Source organism: Sphingobium sp. (genome assembly GCF_003248505.1).
Lineage (GTDB): Bacteria > Pseudomonadota > Alphaproteobacteria > Sphingomonadales > Sphingomonadaceae > Sphingobium.
This window is the reverse complement of record NZ_QFOA01000031.1, coordinates 1-19972: the sequence shown is the minus strand read 5'-3', so window position 1 is coordinate 19972 and position 19972 is coordinate 1. Positions and strand designations below refer to the sequence as shown.

Sequence of the window (19972 nt, the reverse complement as noted above, 5' to 3'; positions counted from 1 at the left end):
CTCGGCACGCCTGACCGGGCAGGCGGGACCCGCGTCCCGCCATTCGGTCTGTTCGTCGCCGGAAAGATGCTTTGCCGGTTTCAACGTCGGGTCGTAGCCGCCGGTTGCCGCGCGACATGCGAAGGGGAGCGCTTGACGACGCCTTCGATCAGCTTGCCCTTCATCAAAATACGGAGCGCGTCGGCTTCCTTGGGATCGAGCATGACCACGCGGACGCCGCCCGAGTTCAACGGCTCCAGCACCGAAATGCGGAAGGAATGATTGGAGCAGACGGACCGGATCGCGTCCGGCGTAGCCTGTATGTTGATCGCCCGGCTCATGCTCTGGTCTCCGCATAGGTGGGAAGTGTGAAGGAGGCCGAACCGTCCGAACGCTTTGAACGATAGGGATGCGGATGCTCCCGAATGCGACGGTTATATCCGTCCGCCATACGGCGATGGACCCAAGACGCTTCGGGACACAGGGCAGATTGGGACCGCAGCAGTTCTTCCTGCTCACGCTTGAGCAAATAATTCAGATCTTCCATGATGCGGCTCCTGGGCTGGCAAGCGGGAGCACTATGGTCTCTCTGTCACGGCGAATGCTTGCGGCATGTTTCGCGCAATAAAAGCGCTATAGCAGAATAAGCGGCGGGCGTCTCATTTATATTCGGTAAAGTTGCCGAGCCGAGGATGCGACAGGTCAATTCTTGAGCGTGACGATGCCCACCGGCCCCGGCTTTTGTGTAGGATTGGATGCATTTTCCTTCTTGGGCTTTTCGGCCTTGGGTTTTCTGATCTCACGGTTGGATTTCTTTTGACCCTTGGCCATATGCTCGTCCTTTACGCTTCTGCAATCGCGCGCTGACGGGCGCCGATGGCTGTTTTGATGGATTCGAACCCGGCGACGCTGGCCGTGGCCAGATGGAGCGGCCTGCCGCCCAGTTCCTCGTCATGGTTGTTGAGGAAGACAAGAGCGGCGTCTCGACCCAGCGCGTGGAAAGCGAAGATCGTGATTTCTCCCTGGCGCTTGGCTTCGTCTGCGGGAAGCCTGGGCATTTTGTAGCTGGAGGTGAATCTGGCACGTTTCTTCGGTGCCGTTTCAGCGGGGGATTGAGCCTCATTCTCGATTTTGGTCGCCATTGTCGTTTCCTTCTGACGTGGAATATTTCGGGCTGGGGTCGCAGATCGGCCAGGATTATCGGGCCGTGACAATACCGGGTTGGGGAAGTCCGCGTGCGCGCTCCGTTGCGTGTAAGCGGGAGCACAAGTCTCTCAGCCGGTGGCGCCTACATGTCCTGAGGCCATCGATAATGGCTATATGGGGCGGCGGATGCCGACATTAAACCCGACAGCGAAACATTATAATCCGGCCGCAGCCGATAAGGTTTCGCGAACCCTAGAACGATAGCGCCTTGCGCAGCGGTTCCGCCTCTCCATATTGTGCAGTGCAGCAAACGCGACGCCGGATGATCGCTGCCCGGTTACGCCGTTACCGGAGATGCGCTTTGGAAACCTTATCTGCAACGATCGCAAAGCTGGCCGCAATGCGTGCCATGGGTAGCGCACCGGCTGGAGCGGCGGACAACCGGCTAAAGGATTTGGCCACATTCGGCAGCAATCCCGGCGCCTTGCGTGCCAGAATCCATGTGCCGCCGGTTCGCCCGGCCAATCCGGCGCTGGTGGTCGTACTGCATGGCTGCACGCAGACGGCGGCTGGATATGACGAAGGATCGGGCTGGTCCCGGCTGGCGGACAAATATGGTTTCATCCTGCTGTTTCCCGAACAGCAGCGCGGCAACAATCCCAACCTGTGCTTCAATTGGTTTTCGCCAGCCGACAATGCGCGCGACCGGGGCGAAGCGATGTCGATCCGTCAGATGATTGCGACGGTCGTTCAGGATTATGAGATCGATCCTGAACGGATTTTCGTCACTGGGCTGTCCGCAGGCGGCGCGATGACGTCAATCCTGCTTGCCACCTATCCCGAACTATTTGCCGGCGGTGCGATCATCGCGGGCCTGCCACATGGCGCCGCGTCGAATGTCTCGCAGGCGCTCGACGCGATGCGGGGCGGCGGCGGACATGACGGCGGGGAACTGGGTAATCGAGTTCGGGCCGCCTCCGGTCATTCCGGTCCCTGGCCGCATATCTCCATCTGGCACGGAACGGCGGATGCGACGGTAGCCCAAAGCAACGCCGACGCCATATTGGCGCAGTGGCTGTCGGTCCATGATCTGGGGAGCGACCCCGCCATGACCGAAACCGTCGGGCGCCATTCGCGTCGCCGATGGACGGATGCCGGAGGGCGAACGGTGATCGAGGATCATCGTATATCCGGCATGGGCCATGGCACGCCGCTCGCAACGAAGGGGCCGGATGGCTGCGGCACCGTCATGCCTCATATGCTGGAGGTGGGCATATCCTCGACCCGCTCTATTGCAGAAAGCTGGGGCCTGCTCGGCCGCGAAATGGCGCAGAGCGTTTCGAACGACGAGGCGGCGACCGCGCCTTTGGATTCGTCGCCAAATGCCGATCCGGTGACGGATGTCGGCAAAGCCATTCACGACGCGCTACGCGCGGCAGGGCTGATGCGCTGACAAGCCACGACATGGCGTCAGAATATCCGACATTCGACCAACACAGTTAAGGGCGCCCCGCGCCCGGTTCTCTATTCCGCGCGTTGGGACAGAAGACGCGAATGTCGCGAACCGGAACGGCATGGGCCTTTTCCGTGGCCTGCCGGAGAAACAGATGTTCGGACCGACTGTCGATCTTCATCCCGCCGTGGGGAGCGTCATGCTTGGCCCGACGACCTCGCCCGGTGCGCTTTGCACATGACCGTACATCGAGCGCGCAGGGGTAGCATGGCGGCTTCCCCGTTCGTCGCGGCTGACCCGTTGGTGTGTAAATCGTTTCGTGCCGCAGAGCGGTCCGAAATCGGGATACCTCCGACGATCGGTGCGCTGCTCGATCAAGCGCCATTCGCCGGATTGACGCAACTGCTCGATCTGGCGGTGGTGGGAAGCGGTAAGTTCCCTTTTGCTGTCGCGGTTCCGGTACGCGATGAACGTGAGCTTTTGCCGCCCATGCTGGCGGCGCTGCTCGCGGCCATGAGATGCGTTCCGCAACCCGGCATTGCGGTCTTCGTGGTGAATGACAGCAGCGACGGATCGGCTGAATTGATAACCGAATGGTTGCGCGCTCACGCACTGGCGGGGGTGGTTCTGAACGTTTCGTTCGCCCCTGTCATTCGCAACGCGCCGCACGCCAGGCGGCTGGCGCTCGACACTGCGGCGACCTTTGTTCCCCATGGCGTGTTGCTGACCACCGACGCCGATAGCGAGGTCGCGCCGTACTGGATCGCCGACCGGCTGGCAGGACTGGCCGACAAATTCGACCTCATGTGCGAAGATGTGCGGCTCGACGCGACGGGCTGGTCGTCTCTCCCTGAACAGGTGCGCCTTATGGGTGAGGCCGAACGGGAATATTATGCCGCCTGCGATCTTCTGTGGATGCGGTGGAGCGGAGGGCGGGCAGGTGCCTTCGCCCACCGCGCATCCGGCGCGAGCATGGCGGTCCGGTCGGACATTTACCGGGCGCTCGGACGCTGGCCCGTACCCCCACATGGCGAGGACGGATTGTTGTGCAGGCTCGTCGTCGAAGGCGGCGGTCGCGTAGTGACGATAGCGGACGGCGGAACGCGCACGTCCGCTCGGCTTTCCGGGCGCGCGGCCGGCGGATGCGGTGCGGCGCTCGCTCTTCGCGCCGCCGATCCCGACCCGGAATGCGATGCCGCGCTCGTCACTATTGCCGAACTCCGCCGCCTGTCCGCTTATTGCCTGAACCATGGCGTGCGCGACTCATGTGGCGGGGTGAAACCGCTGCGGTTCAGCGATCTGCAAGAACAACTGGCGCTGGCGCGAGTGCTGCTGGCGCAGGACAGGAGCGCATGACCGGGCCGGATATCGAGCGCACTGTCGCTAGCCGTGCGGCAGAGGCGGACCGGGATGACGGCGACCTGTCCGCCGACATCGGCCTGCTTCGCGACGCGGGCTGGCTTACTGCATGCCTGCCCGGCAGCGTGGGCGGGCAGGGTTGGGGAACGGACCCTGACGGAACGATGGCGGCGTTCGATGCGCTGCGTTCGCTCGGCCGCGCCAATCTGTCGGTCGCACGCCTGTTCGAAGGCCATATGAATGCGGTGAAACTGGTGTTCCTCTATGGCGATGAGCGATTGCGTGCCGAAACCGTATCGGCCGTGGGGGACGGGATCCTGTTCGGTGTCTGGGGTGCGGACGACGCGACATCGCCGCTCTCTATCGCAGCGGGGAATGGTACGACCTATCTGCACGGGGCGAAGCGGTTCGCGTCGGGCCTGGGGCTGGTAGGGCGGGCTGTCGTGTCCGCGCCGACGCAGCAGGGCTTGCAACTTCTTCTCGTACCCATCGACGATGAAGGCCGCAGCGACCCGTCCTGCTGGCGAATGGGCGGCATGCGGGCGACACGGTCGGGGCGTTACGATTTCGATGGGGTTGCGATTGTCGACCTTTGCCGCATGGGTGCTCCGGACGATTATCTGCGTGAACCTTATTTCGAGGGCGGCATATGGCGTTATTGCGCCGCGCATCTGGGCGCCGCGGAGGCCTTGTATGACGCGATGCGCACGGGCCTTCGAATTCGCGGACGGGCCGACGATCCGCAGCAGCAACTCCGTCTGTTCGATGCAGCGATTGCCGTCGAAACCGCACGGCTCTGGCTCCGGCGGGCCGCGATGGCGGTCGAAGCTATCGATGCGCGTCCCGAGACGGCGACGCTTTCTCTTATCGCGCGGGAAGTAACGGAGCGAAGCTGTCGAAAAGTGATGGAAACGGTGCAGCGTGCGCTCGGCACGGCGGCGCATGTCGCGGGATCGCCCATCGAGCGTATCTGTCGCGACCTCTCGCTGTTCCTGTGCCAGGCCGCGCCCGACGCCAAGAATGCCCGCGCGGCAGCGGCGTTGACATGCCACGATGGGGCGCTCGGCGCACTGTGACGATGCCGCGCCACCCCGAAGGCACGCTGCTTCGCCATGCACGAAACGCGCCCGCGATCGATGTCGAGACGCTTGCACCGCCCGGCGGCCTGTTGATCGTGGTGCCCCATCCGGACGACGAAAGTTTCGGCTGCGGCCAGGCGCTCGCATCCGCAGCCGACGCAGGCCGGACCGTAGCCATCGTCCTTTTAACCGATGGCGAAGGCTCCCATCCCCATTCTAAGCGCTACGATCGACAGGCTCTCGCGGCGCTGCGAGCCAGTGAAATGCACGCAGCCCTTCGCGAACTGTCGCCCGGTTACGACATTCCTGTCTTGCGCCTTGGGCTGCCTGACAGTCGAAGCGACCCCACCCTCGTCAGCGAAGCGCAGCTGGACGAGATGGTCGCTTTTGCCACGGCAATGAATGTGCGTGCGATCTGGAGCTGCTGGGCGGGCGACCCTCATTGCGATCATGTCAGCGCCGCGCGGATTGCCCGAACTCTCGCGACGCGGACGGGCGCTCATTTGTGGAGCTTCGCCGTATGGGGTCGCTTTGGCGAACGCGCCATTTCGGATTCCATCGCTGTCTTTGCCGACAAGCGATATCTCGCCCGCAAGTCGCGCGCCATCGCGGCGCACCGGTCGCAGGTCACGACGTTGATCGACGACGATCCGGGCGGCTTCGTCATGCCCTCGGCCTTCGTCGATCATTTTATCCATCACCCCGAGATTTTTCTTCATGACCGATGAACTCTCGTCGCGCAGGGCTTCGTTCGAAGCACTATTCTCTCGTGACCCCGATCCATGGCAGTTCGAGGTCAGCGGCTATGAACGCGACAAGCGCGACGCCACTATCGCGGCGCTGGGCGGCATGCGGTTCGCCGCCGGCCTTGAGATCGGCTGCGCGACAGGGGTTTTGACCGAGCAATTATCCGCCCGTTGCGATGCCTTGCTTGCGCTCGACATATCCGACCGGGCCCTTGGCCTCGCTCGCGAGCGGCTGCGCGCCGAGACGACGATATCCTTTGTGCGCGGCGAGGTTCCGGACGATTGGCCCGATGGCGCTTTCGACCTGATCGTCCTCTCCGAAGTGCTGTATTTCCTGTCGGCCGCCGAGATCGCTGCGACATCGCAAAGGGCGATGGCGTCACTGAAGGATGGGGGCATATGCCTGCTCGTCAACTGGACGGGCGACAACGATCTGCCTGTCGGTGGGGATGAGGCGGTGCGGCTGTTTGCGGAAGCGGCGGCGTGGCAACGCGATCTGGCAGGACGCGAATCCACTTATCGCATCGACCGCTTCCGTGCGTTGGGCGGCATTCCGCCATCGGACGACCATCGCGACGGCGGTCGGGATGGTAGGAGGCTTGACGAATAGGCAGGCTGGTCGGTCAGCGCCTCGTCGCCAGAGGCGGGCCGGGCGCGATACTTCGGTTCTTCTGGATCGCCATGCTTCATTGAGCGACTGGATCGCGAACCAAGAGAATAAGGTCGCATAGATGTTGGACAGTTCCGAGGTTGCCGCGTCGCCAACGGCGCGCAGCAAGATGCCGATGGTGCGCATGGTCACCGACCTTGGCGATATCGTCGTTTTGCTGGAGGCCAAGCGTGCCCCCGCGAGCGTCGATGCGTTTCTGCACCATGTCGATGCCGGCGATTACGATGGCGGCTCATTATGGCGGACTGCGCCATTGCGACGGCGCCATCGCCTTGCGAGCCGTAACGCCAAGTTGGATGCCTTGCGCGAAGACCCTTGGCCCCTCGCCAGTGTCGGCCTTATATCGGTAGCGCCGTGGTGCTCTTGATCTCGGAAAGGGCAACCGTCGAGTTGATTTCCTGCACGCCAGGCAATCGCGAGAGCTTCTCGAAGAAGAAGCGCTCATAGGCTTCGATATCGGCAGCGACGACGCGCAGCATGAAATCCACCGACCCCATCATCACATGACATTCGAGCACCTCGGGGAAATCCCGGATTGCCGCGCCGAATTCGTCGAGGTTGGCGCGGCCATGCGCGTTGAGCTTAACCTGAGCGAACACCTGCGCATTCAACCCGACCTTCTTCCGATCGACGATCGCGACGCGGCGTTTGATGAAGCCATCGCGCTCCAGCCGATCGATCCTGCGCCAGCAGGGCGATGGCGACAAGCCCACGGCCTCGGCGACCGCTGCGGTCGAGAGCGAAACGTCGTCCTGAAGGATTCGCAGGATCTTTTTTTCGTAGGAATCGAGGGGATCGGGCATGAATATGCTCAAATTGACGCATTTGCGGTCAACTATAGCGTAAAGTTCGAGACTTGTCGTGCAATCAGGTCAGAGATGTCGGCTTTGGCCAGATATCATCTGCCGATATCGTGATCCGGAGAATGTGCATGACTATCGACCTGACATCGCAGCCCCAATTGCCCGAGGAGATCGTTCGTCTCGACGATCCGGAAAGCGGCCTGTCCGGTGTGATTGTAGTCCATTCGACCAAGCTCGGCCCGGCGGCTGGCGGATGCCGGTTTCACCATTATGCTTCCGACGCGGATGCCTCGACCGACGCCATGCGGCTCGCCGAGGGGATGAGCTACAAGAATGCGCTTGCCGGCTTGCCGCTCGGCGGCGGCAAGGCCGTGATACGTGCGCCCGAGGGACGCTTCGACAGGGCCGCGCTGTTCCGCGCTTTCGGTCGCGCAGTCGCTGCGCTCGACGGACGATATGTCACCGCGGAAGATGTCGGGACGAGCGTAGAGGACATGATGTGCGTGGCAAAGCACACCGAGCATGTCGCCGGTCTTCCGCCCAGGCCCGGCGCGCCTGGCGGCGATCCCTCGCCATGGACGGCGCGGGGCGTGTTTCGCGCGATGGAGGTCGCGGTTGCGCGCCGCCTGGGTGCCGAGATTCGCGATGTAACCGTCGCCGTCCAAGGTCTTGGCCATGTCGGCTTCGCCCTGTGCCAGTTGCTGCACGATGCGGGCGCGCGGCTCGTCGTCGCCGAACCGCGCAGCGAAGTGGCCGCACGCGCCGCCGCGCGGTTCGATGCCGACATCATGACATCGCATGCCCTGATCGGGGCGAAGGTCGATGTGTTTGCGCCGTGCGCTCTCGGTGCCGTGCTAGATCAAGACGCAGTGCATCGCCTGCGCGCGCAAGTCGTCTGCGGTGCCGCCAACAACCAGCTTGCCACCGCGCAGCAGGGAACCGAGCTTGCCGCTCGCGGCATCCTCTATGCGCCGGACTATCTCGTCAACGCGGGCGGGATCATCAATGTCGCCGCCGAATATCTCGGCTGGACCGAGGCGAACGCACGGAGCCGCGTCGAGGCGATCGGTACGAAGCTGACCGAGGTGCTCGAACTGGCGGACAGGGAGAATCTGGCACCGTACGAAGCCGCCGATGCGCTCGCGCGGTCGATCATTGCGGGCAAGCGACAAGCGGCGCCCGTCGCCTGATGGGCCGGCACATGGCGATGGCGGACAACGGCTTCGCGCGCGCTGTAACGTTTCGTGTCAGCGCTGCGCGATGCCCACAGCTTTTGTGCCGCCTAATGGGATTGTTCGCTCAGCAGGATCGCTTGGTTCATCACGCCAACGCGATCGCCACGCCGCGCCGCCTGCGCGTCACCATCACGATTTGCGGCCTGGACGATCGTCGTGCGGAGGTCATCGCCGAAAAGATGCGCCAGCTGATTTCAGTGCATAGCGTCAGCTGGCGCGCCGCGCCTGTGTGACCTTGTAGCGCGCACGGACCGAGTGATCGGTAAGCGGTGTCGCATCGCCGTCCAGTGCCAAGGTGAACATTCGCGCATGTGGCCTTCGCTATCGCTCTGCCACTCGATACGGCGGCGACGGGTTGAGTTCGCCGCGGAAATAATCGGACCGTCAGTGGCGGCAGATAGCAGGCGGCGTTCTTTGCGAGGTCCGAAAACCGTCACACAATGGAAATGTTAGCATAATATATTTCGTATACCATATTTGACACGGCCTGCGTTTCGCATCATCATCGCTGCATTAAAAAAAGCAGGGAGACGACCGATGCGAAATTATCGAATGAAACTATGGTGCGCGGCGGCATCCGTTGCATTTGTGCCGGGCATGGCGTTCGCCCAGGCCCCGCAAGAATCGGGCGCTGGGGGTGCATCCGATATCGTTGTGACGGGTACGCGGATCAAACGCCCCGATCTCGAAAGCAACAGCCCCCAGACAATCGTGAATTCCGAGGAGTTTCGTTATCAGGGGGCGACCACGGTCGAGGCGGTGCTCAATCGCCTGCCGCAATTCACGGCTGACAGGAACGAGAACGAATCGAACGGTTCGGACGGCACTTCCAAAATCAATCTGCGCAATTTGGGCGACAACCGCGTTCTCGTGCTGGTCAACGGCCAGCGCATGCTGCCCCAGCAGGCGATCAATCTCAATTTCGTGCCCAGCAGCCTGGTCGAACGTGTCGACGTGCTGACCGGTGGCGCGTCGGCGGTTTATGGTTCGGACGCGCTGTCGGGTGTCGTCAATTTCGTTCTGAAGGATAATCTGGACGGCATCCGCATAGATGCGCAGACCGGTTTCTATCAGCATGACAACAACAACAGCGCCGTGCGCGGCTTGCTGGACGCCAAGGGATACCGCAACGCGCGCTCGTCGGTGATCGACGGCGGGAAGCAGGATGTCACGCTGGCGGCAGGCAAGAACTTTGCCGACGGTCGCGGCAACATCACCGCTTATGTCGGCTATCGCCATTTCGACCCGGTCCGTCAGTCGGATCGCGACGTATCCGCCTGCGCGCTGCAACAGGCGGACGATGCCGGCACCGCGCTCTTCTGCGGCGGGTCCAGCAATACGCCCTTCGGCACGTTCGTGCCGCTCGAAGGCGCGTTTCAGGGGCGGACGCTGACCAATAACAGGAACGGTACGAAGACGTTCGTTCCCTATGACAACAGCTATGCGTATAACTACGCCCCCGACAATTATTTCCAGCGGTCGGATGAGCGCATCACGGCGGGCGCCTTCGCCAAGTTCGAATTGAGCAAAGCGGCGGAAGTCTACGGCAGCTTCATGTTCATGCGGGACCATACATTCTCGCAGGTCGCGCCATCGGCTATCTTCCTGGGATCGCCCTTTGCCATTTCGTGCAACAATCCACTGGCGAGCGCGAGCCAGCTTAATGTTTTGTGCGGCAGCAAGGCAGGCACCGATCAGACCGCCGACGCGCTGGTCGGTTATCGGATGGCGCTCGCACCGCGTCGCGACGACCTGCGATATAACGATTACCGCTATACCGCCGGTGTGCGTGGCGATCTTGGCAGCGGGTTCAGCTACGATGTGAACTATCTTTATTCGCTGGTCCGCTTCAAGGAACGCTATCTCAACAATGTCGACGCTATCAAGGCGCAGCGCGCGCTTGATGTCGTTTCCGTCAATGGCACTCCCACCTGCCGTTCGGTCGTCGACGGCACCGATCCCAGCTGCATCCCGGCCAATGTTTTCGCGTCGGGCGGCGTCACCACCGCGCAGGGCACCTATCTCTTCACGCCCAGCAACACCTCGTCGCGCAATTCGCAGCAGGTCTTTTCCGGTACGTTGAGCGGCGATCTGGGGCAGATGGGTATCACCAGCCCCTGGGCCAGCCGCGGGGTCGGCATCGCGCTGGGTGCGGAGCATCGCCGCGAAACCCTGAACTTCTTTGCCGACGATATCGCCCAGCAGGGGGGAGCCACCAATTCGGATGGCATCATCAGCGTGACCGAAGGCTATGGCGAAATTGAAATCCCGCTGATTTCCGACATGCCGTTCGTGCGAGCGCTGACGATCAACGGCGGCGTGCGCTATTCGGCCTACAAGAATGAACAAAAGTCGACCGGTTTCAGGTCGAACTTCAACGTCTGGACCTACAAGGGCGAACTCAGCTGGCAGCCGGTCGATGACCTGCGACTGCGTGCCAGCTACAATCATGCCATTCGTGCGCCCAACGTCACCGAACTTTTCGCGTCGCAGGCCGTGGGCAACGTCGCCGGGCAGGACCCCTGTTCCGGCCCCAATCCGGTGGCGTCGCAAACGACCTGCTCGCTGACCGGCGTAACCACCGCCCAATATGGCAATATCATCGAATGCCCGACGGACGTCTGCTCCGCGCTGTCCGGCGGCAACCGCCAACTGCGTCCCGAAACCGCAGACACGATCACCGCAGGCTTCGTGCTCACGCCGCGGGCGCTTCGCAATTTCTCGCTGTCGGTCGATTATTATAAGATCAAAGTGAAGGACTATATCGCAGCGCTCGACGCTTCGCTGGTTATCAGCCAGTGCGCCCAGACCGGCGATCCTTATTATTGCGGCCTGTTCAGTCGCGATCCGCGTTCGGGCGCGATCTTCGGACAGAACGGTTACATCCGCTCGACCACGCTCAACACCGGTTTCCTCAAGACATCGGGCATCGACGTGACGGCCGATTACACGTTCGCAATCGGCCAGATGGGCAGGGTCAATGTCAACATGATCGGGACCTTGCTCGCCGAACAGCTGGCTCAACCGCTTCCCGGGCTGGGCAGCTATAACTGCAAGGGTCTGTTCGGCTACACCTGCGGTCAACCCTCGCCCAAATGGCGTCACGTCGCTCGCTTTACATGGATGGCGCCGAGCGATACCACGCTGTCCCTGTCCTGGCGGCACATCGGGGGTACCAAGTTGTCGAGCCTTGACGACAATCCTGCGCTGAAGGGCACGCCCAGCGTCATCAACCGGAAGATCAGCGATTATAATTATTTCGATCTTTCGCTGACCCAGGCAGTCGGCAAGCAATTGACGTTGCGCGCGGGGGTCAACAACCTGTTCGACAAGGATCCACCGGCAATCGCGGCGGGCATTCTGTCGTCCTTCGGCAACGGCAACACCTATCCGGGCGTCTACGATGCCTTGGGCCGCAACATCTTCGTCGGTGCGACGGTTAATTTCTAGGGGCGGCCAGCCGGGTTGAACCCGGCTGCCGTATGGGCTGGAGGCCCCGCCTGCGCGGATGTGCAGGCGGGGCCTTCCTGCTTTTGGCGGTCGATATCAGCGGGCCGGGACGATGGTGAAGCTGTAGGTCAGCGATTTGAGCGGAATGCGGAAGGGCATGTGCGGCCTTGCGTCGGGATTCCATCCGGTGTCGCCGCCGACTCCCGCCTGGGCTGCGTCGATCAGGAGCGTGCCATGATCGTGAGGACGAATGTCCGAACTGTGCGCTTGCCCCGGCGGCTTCATCGCCAGGTCGCCATAGGGGAAGGGGAGGGCGTTCACCGACAAAGGCTGCGCTCCGACGACGCGCAGGCCCGCACCTCCGCCGGTCAACGCGATCCATCTGACATCGGTCTTGTTTCCCGACTCCTGCGGTCGCGCGTAATCGTGATACTGCTCCGCCAACGTGCCGCTCCACCGAGCGATCAGGCCGCTGGTGTTGCGGTCGGCGTAGGTTTCGTGCGGACCGCGGCCATACCAGCTGACTTCATCCAGCGCCGATGGCGTGTCGAAAGCCAGCCCCACCCGCAGCGGATCGGGCAGCGTGTCGCGGATGGGATCGAACCGCACCGTCACGCCGACCCGTCCGTCCTGCGCCATCGTCCAGCGGGTTTCGGTCTTGACCGATCCCACCCCCATATCGTGCCGCACGACGATGGCATTGCTAGATACTTCGATCGATTCCACGCGCCGATGCCCGGAAAAATACTGCCACATGGCGTGACTTTTGGGAATGCCCGCGCCGATGTCGTTATCCGTCGGCGCGCGCCAGAAATTGGGCGCTCCGCCACTCAAAAGCAGCCTGTCGCCCCGTGCAAAGCGGCGCACCAGCCCGGTTGCGCGGTCAATCTCCAGCACGGCATCGCCTGCGGCAAGGCGTAGCGTGTCCGCCCTTTCCACCGGTGCCACGTCGCCGACGGGCGGTGCGGGAAGGGCGGGGGATCGAAGGATGAACTGCTCCCAGCCTACGACATGCCCGGTGGGCAGCATCGGTACCGCCCCCGCCCTCGTCCGGGCGCGAAGCACCAGTATTCGCTCTCCCCTCTCGCTTTGCGGCGCCGGTAGTTTCAGGGGGATGGGGGCGCTGGCACCCGCCGCAACTGCTGGCATGGGCAGGGTGCCGCTTGCGGTTGCGACGCCATCCTCCATCACGGTCCAGTCCAGCGTGAAGCGCGACAAATCGATGTGGTCGTGCCGATTGACGACGCGATAGCCGTCGCCATCCCGGACGAAAGCGATCGGCGCCTGCACTTTGGCCAGTTCGAAATATTCGGGATCGGGTGTCCGGTCGGACTGGATCACCCCGTCACCGACCGGACTGTCGTCGCCATGCACTCCGGGCGCGGCGGGGTCCGGATCGTAGTCCAGCCCCTGAGCCCAATAGGGCCGCCCCTCCTTGTCCTTCAACACCATGGTCTGGTCTACCCAGTCCCATACGAACCCGCCCTGCAATTTGGGATAGGCGCGCATCGCCTGCCAATATCCCTCCAGGTCACCCAGGCTGTTGCCCATCGCGTGGGCATATTCGCACAGGATCAAAGGCTGGGCGAAGGCCGGATCGCGCGCATAGTCGATCATCTTGGGCACATCGTCGTACATCGGCGCGAAGATGTCGACATAGCTGTTCACCGGGTGTCGCCAGTTGCTCATGCTCCAGCCCAGAAAACTGACGAGCCGCGTCGGATCGTTCGCCTTCACCCATTTGGCCGCCGCTTCGAAACTGTCGCCGATCCCCGTCTCGTTGCCCAGGGACCAGAAGATCACCGAAGGATGGTTGCGATCTCGCTGCACCATGCGCTGCACCCGGTCGAGATGTGCCGCCCGCCAGGCAGGATCGTTGCCCAGCAAAAGCGACGGATCGTCCCCATGCTGCTGCGACAAGCTGAGATAGCCGTGGCTCTCTATGTTGGCCTCGTCCATGATATAGAGGCCATATTCATCGGCCAGATCGTACCAGCGCGGATCGTTGGGATAATGCGACGTGCGGACCGCGTTGACGTTTGCGGCCTTCATCAATTCGATGTCCTTGCGCATCGTCGCTTCCGACAGGATGCGAAATGTGCGCGGATCATGTTCGTGCCGGTTGACGCCGCGGATCATGATCCGCTTTCCGTTGACGCGCACTTCTCCGCCCGCGATCTCTACCGTGCGAAATCCGATCCGCCGACTGGTCGCCTCCACCAGCCTGCCCCGGTCGTCCAGCAGTTCGACCAGCAGCGTGTAGAGGTTCGGCGTTTCCGCAGTCCAGGCTTTGACGCCGGGCAGGCTGGCCTCCAATCTTATCGTCCCGCTGCCCTTCCCCTCACGCGTCAGCACGGTTCGCTTTCCGTCCAGCAAAGTCGCGCGTACCTGCATTGCGGCGGGGGCGCCGCCGACCGCGACGGCCAGCCCCAGTCGCCCGTCGCGATAGGCATGATCCAGACCCGCATCCACGGTCAGGTCGGCGATATGGGTGGGCGGCGCGGCGTACAGGCTTACGCTTCGTTCGATCCCGTTGACCCGCCAGAAATCCTGATCCTCCAGATAGCTGCCATCGGCAAAACGATAAAGTTCGATCGCCACGATATTGCGACCGACCTTGGCGTAACGGCTGACATCGAACTCGGCCGGTAACTTGCTGTCTTCTGAATAACCGATCCGTTGGCCGTTGACCCAAAGATAATAGGCGGCCCCCGCCGCGCCTATCGTCAGCAACATCCGCCGTCCGGCAAAATGCGGCGGGATCGTCACCTCGCGGCGATAGGAGCCGACTTCGTTCAGCCGGTGTTCGATCTTCGGCTGATTGAGCGGAAAAGGATAACCGCTGCCGACGAAGACGGGACGGCCATGCCCCTCCGCCTGCCATATCCCCGGAACCTTGATCGTGCCCCAACGGCTCGCATCGAAATCGGGGCGATAAAAATCGACCGGGCGACTTTCCGGATCGGGTGAGAGGTGAAACTGCCAGTCTCCGTCGAGAGACAGATGATAACGCGATTTCGCCACGTCCCGCGACAAGGCCCCCGCCCGCGTTTCGAACCCGTCGAACGTCGTGTGCATCGGTTCCGCCCCCTGACGGACCACCTCCGGCTGTTCCCACTCGACAGGTGCGCTCGCGCGTCCGTCCTGCGCCATGGCGGGGGAAAGGAGCAGGCCGGCGATCAGCCCGCCCGCCGCGCTGGAGTGCAACAGCTTTACCATCCGTTTTTCCTTTTTCCTGCTGATCGGCCGTTGGCTGCGATCATGTTGCGGCGTTGGGCGATGGACGTTGCCATGGCCCGCCGGTCCCCTCGCGCACGATGCGATCAGGCCGCCGTTTCCGCCTGCCGGGCGCCGCTGCGGCTGCGGCTGTAAAGATAGTAGAAAAGCAGGCCGATCGCATTCCATGCGCCAAAGCGAATGAGCGTCGATCCCGGCAGGCTGAACAGCAAATAGGCGCAGCCAAGGATCGTCAGCGTGCCGATGACATAGGGCTGAGGACAGCGGAACAGGCGCGGCACGTCCGGCGACCGGCGACGCAGGATCATGAGGCAGGCACCCACCGCCATGAAGGCGATCAACGTCCCGGCATTGGCCAGTTCGGCGATCTCGTCCAGGCGAAAGATACCGGCGACCAGCGCGATCGACGTGCCGGTGATCAAGGTAATGCGTGTGGGTGCGCCGGTGCGCGAGCTGATCTTGGCAAGGCCGCGCGGAAGCAGGCCGTCGCGCGCCATGACGAAGAATACACGGCTTTGGCCATACATCATCACCAGGATGACGGAGGGCAGGGCGATGACGGCGGCAAGCGCGATCAGATGCGCCGCGACCGGCTGACCCAATTGGCGCAGCACCAGCGCCAGCGGCTCGGGCGAATTGGCGAGTTGTTGAAAAGGCAGAGCGCCGATGGCTGCGATGGCAACCGCCATATAGATTATCGTGCAGACCAGCATCGAACCGATGATGCCGATGGTCAGGTCGCGTCCCGGATTCTTGGCTTCCTCGGCCGATGTCGCGACCGCATCGAACCCGTAAAATGCGAAGAAGACGATCGCCGCCGCCGCCATGACGCCGCGCTTCTGCCCTTCGATTTCCGTGCTGGCAAATCCGTAGGGCATGAAAGGTTCGAGATTGTTCGACTGGAAGGCGGGCAGGGCCATGATCACGAATACCGACAGCGCAACCAGCTTGATGACGACCAGGACGATATTGAGCGTAGCGCTTTCGCGCGTCCCGGCAATCAGCATTCCCATGACGGCCAGCGCGACCGTCACGGCGGGCAGGTTGACGATGCCGCCGCCATGCGGCCCCACCAGCAGCGCAGGCGGCAAATCGACACCCGCCGATTGCAGCCAGCCGACGAGATAACCGGACCAGCCGACCGCCACGGTCGAACAGGCCAGCGAATATTCCAGGATCAAACTCCAGCCGACGATCCATGCGACGGTTTCACCCATCGCGGCATAGCTGAACGTGTAGGCGCTGCCCGCCGCCGGAATCAGGGTCGCCATTTCGGCATAGGCGAGCGCCGCGCAGGCGCACACGGCGCCGGCAATGGCAAAGGCCAGTATGACGGCTGGACCCGCTCGTTCCGCGCCTACGCCGGTCAAGGTGTAGATGCCGGTTCCCACGATCGCGCCGACGCCGAGGGCGATAAGATGCGGCCAACTCAACGTCTTTGCCAGACTATGCCCGGACTCGCGCTGTGCGAGTGCCTCGATGGATTTACGCGGTCCGAGCATGAAGTCCCCTCTATCGGATCATTGTGTGTGGCTGGCGGCAAACTGGGCACGCAGATCGTCGAGCGTGCTGGCGATGTGGCTGGTCAGCAAAGCCTGAACTTCGTCCGCCTGGCCCGAAAGCCACGCGTCGAGCAATGCCTCATGCTCCAGGTGGGCACGGTTGTCGCGACCGGCCGGTTCCAGATGCGCGAGCACATATCGTTCGGCGAGCACTTCCAGGCGCTCGACCAATTGCGTGGTCAGCAACCGCCCGCCTGGACGCACCAGCGAGACGTGAAACTCCCGATTGCGCACGGCGACGGCATTCAGATCGTCGTTGGCGGCGGCGTCCAGCAGATCGAACGCGTTCCGCGCCGCTTGCCTGTCCGCATCGGTGGTGCGGGTGCAGGAAAAGGAAGCGGCGGTCGGTTCGATTGCGAGGCGTAACAGATAGATCTCTTCCGCCTGGTCCGCCGACATGGGGCGTACGAACCATCCCCTGTTGGCCTGGCTGGTGAGCAGCCCTTCATGTTCCAGACGGGCCAGCGCCTCGCGGAGCGGGATCTTGCTGACACCCAGTTCAGCCGCCAGGGCATCCTGCCGGACCGGTTCGCGGTCGGCCAATTTCCCCTCGACTATCCGCTCGCGGATCACCTCGAAAATGCGTTCGGAAAGCGTGCGAACGACGATGGTCACCTGTCAGTCTCCATATAAGGCGCTACGGAGCCAAAGGACGGCGCCGCGACTGAACTGTATATGGTAGAAAATGGCGTGTTGCACCGCAAAAGCACCGATGCTTTACGCTTGTTCGTCCTGACGATTAAGTCACCGAAAGACCCCAGCGTCGACGTCATAGCTCGTAGGACGACAAATGATGCATTGTGGTATCGGTCCTCATCCGCTATCCGACGTATGTATATACCGTATACGATATAGATATCGCGATGCAATGGAGTTTTTGTGGGGCGGGTAGCGATCATTGGCGGCGGCGTCGTGGGGCTCTCCACTGCTATCGCCTTGCAGGATGCGGGGCTGTCGGTCGTGCTCTTAGACGACGACGATGCGGGCAAGGCTGCGTCGTGGGGCAATGCCGGGCATATCGCGGTCGAACAGGTCGAGCCGCTCGCATCCCTGTCCCAGTTGCGCAGCGTGCAGCGCCGATTGTTCCGGCGGGGCGGGGCGCTTGACCTTCCAGCGTCGGCGATCGGCGCGTGGCTACCCTTCGGCTTGCGGTTGATGGCAGCAGCACGTCCGGCGCGGTTCCGGGCAGGACGAGACGCACTTCGCGAACTGCTGGCGCAGGCAATGCCCGCTTGGGAAGCCTTGGTAGAGCGGATCGGCCAGCCGACACTGCTCCGTCAGGATGGGCATTATGTCGTCTGGGAGGACGCGCTTGCCGCTAGCAAGGGCCGCGCGGCATGGAGGAGCGCCGATACGGGCTCCGCGCATATTCATAACGAAGACGAAACGAAAATTGCCGCACTGTCGGCGCTGACCGCCCGACCTCTGGCCGGTGCCATTCGGTTCGCAGGCAGCGGGCAGATCGCCGATCTCACCGATCTGCGCGAGGCCCTGCGCAGTGCCTTTGTCGATGCGGGCGGCGAATTCATCGGACGACGCGCCACATTGCATCGATCCGGCGACCGGGTCTCCGTCGCCGGACTCAAGGCAGATCGCATCGTCGTCTGCGCAGGCGTTCGCTCCGTCGATCTCATGAAGGGTCTGGGCTATAAAGTGCCCATGATCGCCGAACGCGGTTACCACATTCGCGCCGATGCGACCGACTGGCCCGCCGATATGCCGCCCGTGGTATTCGAGCAGAGGTCGATGATCGTCACCCGCTACCGCGACTGCGTTCAGGCGGCGAGTTTCGTCGAGCTCGGGCGCATGGACGCGCCGGCGGACCCGCGCAAGTGGGAACGGCTGGAACAGCATGTTGCGCAATTGGGTCTACCGATCCGCGGGCCCTTCACCCGCTGGATGGGATGCCGCCCGACCCTTCCCGACTATCTCCCTGCCATCGGTCGGGCCAACGATACCGACAATCTCTTTTACGCCTTTGGTCACCAGCATCTGGGGCTTACATTGGCGCCCATCACGGCGCGGCTGGTCAGGGACATGGTGACGGAAAACCCATTGCACCTGTCCACCTCGCTGTTCGATATCGCACGTTTTGCATAAGGACTGAACATGATCGGTGGATCGACCGCAGCAATCGAACTGGATAGATTGCGTCCCTGGACCGACGTTGCCGCCCCCATCGCGGCAGGCGAACGTATGGACCGTGTCGCAAGGGCGCAGGAGCTGACCGACGCTGTGGGCGCACAGGCGCTGTTGATCAATGCGGGCGCCTCTCTCAGATATTTCTCGGCAGTGCCCTGGGGGCAAAGCGAGCGGCTGGTGGCGATGCTGCTGCTGCCCGGTCGATCTCCGAAAATTATCTGTCCGCATTTCGAAATGGGCACGCTGGAAGCCGATCTCGCCATCGATGCCGATATTCTCTCATGGCAGGAAGATGACGACCCCGTCGCGCTCGTTGCCGATGCGCTCGCGGAAGCGGGCGTCCGGGGCGTCGCGATAGATCCCGAATTGCCCTTTCACTTCGCCGAACGGCTGCGATCCATGACCTCGGCAAGGCTTGTCGACGCCACCCCGGTCATCAGCGGTTGCCGGATGATCAAGTCTGCAGCCGAACTGGCGTTGATGCAGCAGGCAAAGTCGATGACGCTGACCGTCCACGCTGCCGCCGCCCGCATATTGCACCCTGGCATCCGCGCCAGTGAGGTCACTCGCTTCATCGACGAGGCGCATCGCCGTCTGGGCGCCAAAGGCTCAAGTTTCTGCATCGTCCAGTTCGGCGAAGCGACCGCTTATCCGCACGGGCTGCCGGGCGACCGGGCGCTGGAGGATGGGCAGTTGGTGCTGATCGATACAGGCTGCACGGTCGAAGGCTATCATTCGGATATCACCCGCACCTATGCCTTCGGAACGGTGGACAGTCAGGCGCACGATATCTGGGCGCTGGAGAAGGAGGCGCAGCAGGCGGCTTTCCTCGCCGCCACACCCGGGGCACCTTGCGAGAGCGTCGACGCAGCAGCGCGCGCCGTTCTGGAAAAAGCCGGGCTTGGACCGGACTATCGCTTGCCCGGCCTGCCGCACCGGACCGGACATGGTATCGGCCTGTCCATTCACGAACCTGCTTATCTGGTGCGCGGCGACAAAACGCCACTCGCCCCCGGCATGTGCTTTTCCAACGAACCGATGATCGTCGTACCCCAACGTTTCGGCATAAGGCTGGAAGATCATTTTTACATGACCGACACCGGCGCACGGT

Annotated in this window: 19 protein-coding genes; 11 read left to right on the top strand and 8 right to left on the bottom strand. The window is 62.7% G+C overall.

The features are described 5' to 3' along the window. Positions 1–80 precede the first annotated feature (80 nt). The 4 genes from DI606_RS11285 to DI606_RS11270 form a co-directional block, all read right to left on the bottom strand. Positions 81–320 (bottom strand): hypothetical protein, encoded by a 240-nt coding sequence (locus DI606_RS11285; RefSeq protein WP_293982857.1) that lies wholly within the window; start codon positions 318–320, stop codon positions 81–83. Further along, positions 317–526 carry a hypothetical protein gene (locus tag DI606_RS11280; protein WP_293982854.1) on the bottom strand — a complete coding sequence of 70 codons (210 nt, stop codon included), beginning with the start codon at positions 524–526 and terminating at the stop codon, positions 317–319. Before DI606_RS11280 ends, DI606_RS11285 begins: the two co-directional genes overlap by 4 nt. 155 nt (positions 527–681) lie before the next feature. Then, the gene (locus DI606_RS11275) at positions 682–810 is read right to left on the bottom strand and encodes a hypothetical protein (protein WP_293982851.1); all 129 of its coding nucleotides are present in this window, start codon (positions 808–810) and stop codon (positions 682–684) included. 11 nt (positions 811–821) lie between these two features. Beyond that, complete coding sequence (locus tag DI606_RS11270) at positions 822–1121, bottom strand: hypothetical protein (protein WP_293982848.1); 300 nt, start codon at positions 1119–1121, stop codon at positions 822–824. A 365-nt stretch (positions 1122–1486) separates the two neighbouring features. On the opposite strand from DI606_RS11270, the gene DI606_RS11265 reads away from it, so the two are divergent. The 6 genes from DI606_RS11265 to DI606_RS11240 all read left to right on the top strand — a co-directional run bounded on the left by DI606_RS11265 (position 1487) and on the right by DI606_RS11240 (position 6799). Next, positions 1487–2578: a PHB depolymerase family esterase gene (locus DI606_RS11265; RefSeq protein WP_293982845.1), complete on the top strand. Its 1092-nt coding sequence runs from the start codon at positions 1487–1489 to the stop codon at positions 2576–2578. Positions 2579–2845: 267 nt separating this feature from the next. Further along, complete coding sequence (locus tag DI606_RS11260) at positions 2846–3934, top strand: glycosyltransferase family 2 protein (RefSeq protein ID WP_293982843.1); 1089 nt, start codon at positions 2846–2848, stop codon at positions 3932–3934. After that, entirely contained in the window at positions 3931–5013 is a 1083-nt protein-coding gene (locus DI606_RS11255; protein ID WP_293982840.1) for an acyl-CoA dehydrogenase family protein, read from the top strand. Before DI606_RS11260 ends, DI606_RS11255 begins: the two co-directional genes overlap by 4 nt. Further along, positions 4983–5744, top strand: a complete 762-nt coding sequence (locus tag DI606_RS11250) for a PIG-L family deacetylase (RefSeq protein ID WP_293982836.1) — start codon at positions 4983–4985, stop codon at positions 5742–5744. The genes DI606_RS11255 and DI606_RS11250 overlap by 31 nt, the downstream gene beginning before the upstream one ends. Then, positions 5734–6372: a class I SAM-dependent methyltransferase gene (locus DI606_RS11245; RefSeq protein WP_293982833.1), complete on the top strand. Its 639-nt coding sequence runs from the start codon at positions 5734–5736 to the stop codon at positions 6370–6372. Before DI606_RS11250 ends, DI606_RS11245 begins: the two co-directional genes overlap by 11 nt. 121 nt (positions 6373–6493) lie before the next feature. Then, positions 6494–6799, top strand: a complete 306-nt coding sequence (locus tag DI606_RS11240; RefSeq protein WP_293982830.1) for a peptidylprolyl isomerase — start codon at positions 6494–6496, stop codon at positions 6797–6799. On the opposite strand, the gene DI606_RS11235 is transcribed toward DI606_RS11240, so the two are convergent. Continuing rightward, positions 6771–7235, bottom strand: coding sequence for an Lrp/AsnC family transcriptional regulator (locus tag DI606_RS11235; protein ID WP_293982827.1), 465 nt, complete (start codon positions 7233–7235; stop codon positions 6771–6773). The two genes, DI606_RS11240 and DI606_RS11235, sit on opposite strands and share 29 nt — an antisense overlap. A gap of 128 nt (positions 7236–7363) precedes the next feature. Between DI606_RS11235 and DI606_RS11230 the strand changes: the two genes are divergently transcribed. From DI606_RS11230 to DI606_RS11220, 3 genes are all read left to right on the top strand, one after another. Then, the gene (locus tag DI606_RS11230; protein ID WP_293982824.1) at positions 7364–8425 is read left to right on the top strand and encodes a Glu/Leu/Phe/Val dehydrogenase dimerization domain-containing protein; all 1062 of its coding nucleotides are present in this window, start codon (positions 7364–7366) and stop codon (positions 8423–8425) included. Between the two features lie 11 nt (positions 8426–8436). Beyond that, the gene (locus DI606_RS11225; RefSeq protein ID WP_293982821.1) at positions 8437–8703 is read left to right on the top strand and encodes a hypothetical protein; all 267 of its coding nucleotides are present in this window, start codon (positions 8437–8439) and stop codon (positions 8701–8703) included. A 304-nt stretch (positions 8704–9007) separates the two neighbouring features. Further along, entirely contained in the window at positions 9008–11920 is a 2913-nt protein-coding gene (locus DI606_RS11220) for a TonB-dependent receptor (RefSeq protein WP_293982819.1), read from the top strand. 96 nt (positions 11921–12016) lie between these two features. On the opposite strand, the gene DI606_RS11215 is transcribed toward DI606_RS11220, so the two are convergent. From DI606_RS11215 to DI606_RS11205, 3 genes are all read right to left on the bottom strand, one after another. Beyond that, positions 12017–15139: a glycoside hydrolase family 2 TIM barrel-domain containing protein gene (locus DI606_RS11215; RefSeq protein WP_293982817.1), complete on the bottom strand. Its 3123-nt coding sequence runs from the start codon at positions 15137–15139 to the stop codon at positions 12017–12019. 104 nt (positions 15140–15243) lie between these two features. After that, positions 15244–16659 (bottom strand): amino acid permease, encoded by a 1416-nt coding sequence (locus DI606_RS11210; protein WP_293982815.1) that lies wholly within the window; start codon positions 16657–16659, stop codon positions 15244–15246. A gap of 18 nt (positions 16660–16677) precedes the next feature. Then, positions 16678–17334, bottom strand: a complete 657-nt coding sequence (locus DI606_RS11205; protein ID WP_293982813.1) for a GntR family transcriptional regulator — start codon at positions 17332–17334, stop codon at positions 16678–16680. A gap of 264 nt (positions 17335–17598) precedes the next feature. On the opposite strand from DI606_RS11205, the gene DI606_RS11200 reads away from it, so the two are divergent. Then, complete coding sequence (locus DI606_RS11200; protein WP_293982811.1) at positions 17599–18819, top strand: FAD-binding oxidoreductase; 1221 nt, start codon at positions 17599–17601, stop codon at positions 18817–18819. A gap of 9 nt (positions 18820–18828) precedes the next feature. Beyond that, on the top strand, positions 18829–19972 hold a 1144-nt coding region (locus DI606_RS11195; protein WP_293982809.1), incomplete at its 3' end, for a Xaa-Pro peptidase family protein.

Bases quoted from the DNA above. Each gene is read 5' to 3' on its own strand.
- DI606_RS11285 (WP_293982857.1), bottom strand. From the start codon at position 320: ATGAGCCGGGCGATCAACATACAGGCTACGCCGGACGCGATCCGGTCC.
- DI606_RS11280 (WP_293982854.1), bottom strand. From the start codon at position 526: ATGGAAGATCTGAATTATTTGCTCAAGCGTGAGCAGGAAGAACTGCTG.
- DI606_RS11275 (WP_293982851.1), bottom strand. From the start codon at position 810: ATGGCCAAGGGTCAAAAGAAATCCAACCGTGAGATCAGAAAACCCAAG.
- DI606_RS11270 (WP_293982848.1), bottom strand. From the start codon at position 1,121: ATGGCGACCAAAATCGAGAATGAGGCTCAATCCCCCGCTGAAACGGCA.
- DI606_RS11260 (WP_293982843.1), top strand. From the start codon at position 2,846: ATGGCGGCTTCCCCGTTCGTCGCGGCTGACCCGTTGGTGTGTAAATCG.
- DI606_RS11255 (WP_293982840.1), top strand. From the start codon at position 3,931: ATGACCGGGCCGGATATCGAGCGCACTGTCGCTAGCCGTGCGGCAGAG.
- DI606_RS11250 (WP_293982836.1), top strand. From the start codon at position 4,983: ATGCCACGATGGGGCGCTCGGCGCACTGTGACGATGCCGCGCCACCCC.
- DI606_RS11245 (WP_293982833.1), top strand. From the start codon at position 5,734: ATGACCGATGAACTCTCGTCGCGCAGGGCTTCGTTCGAAGCACTATTC.
- DI606_RS11240 (WP_293982830.1), top strand. From the start codon at position 6,494: ATGTTGGACAGTTCCGAGGTTGCCGCGTCGCCAACGGCGCGCAGCAAG.
- DI606_RS11235 (WP_293982827.1), bottom strand. From the start codon at position 7,235: ATGCCCGATCCCCTCGATTCCTACGAAAAAAAGATCCTGCGAATCCTT.
- DI606_RS11230 (WP_293982824.1), top strand. From the start codon at position 7,364: ATGACTATCGACCTGACATCGCAGCCCCAATTGCCCGAGGAGATCGTT.
- DI606_RS11225 (WP_293982821.1), top strand. From the start codon at position 8,437: ATGGCGATGGCGGACAACGGCTTCGCGCGCGCTGTAACGTTTCGTGTC.
- DI606_RS11220 (WP_293982819.1), top strand. From the start codon at position 9,008: ATGCGAAATTATCGAATGAAACTATGGTGCGCGGCGGCATCCGTTGCA.
- DI606_RS11215 (WP_293982817.1), bottom strand. From the start codon at position 15,139: ATGGTAAAGCTGTTGCACTCCAGCGCGGCGGGCGGGCTGATCGCCGGC.
- DI606_RS11210 (WP_293982815.1), bottom strand. From the start codon at position 16,659: ATGCTCGGACCGCGTAAATCCATCGAGGCACTCGCACAGCGCGAGTCC.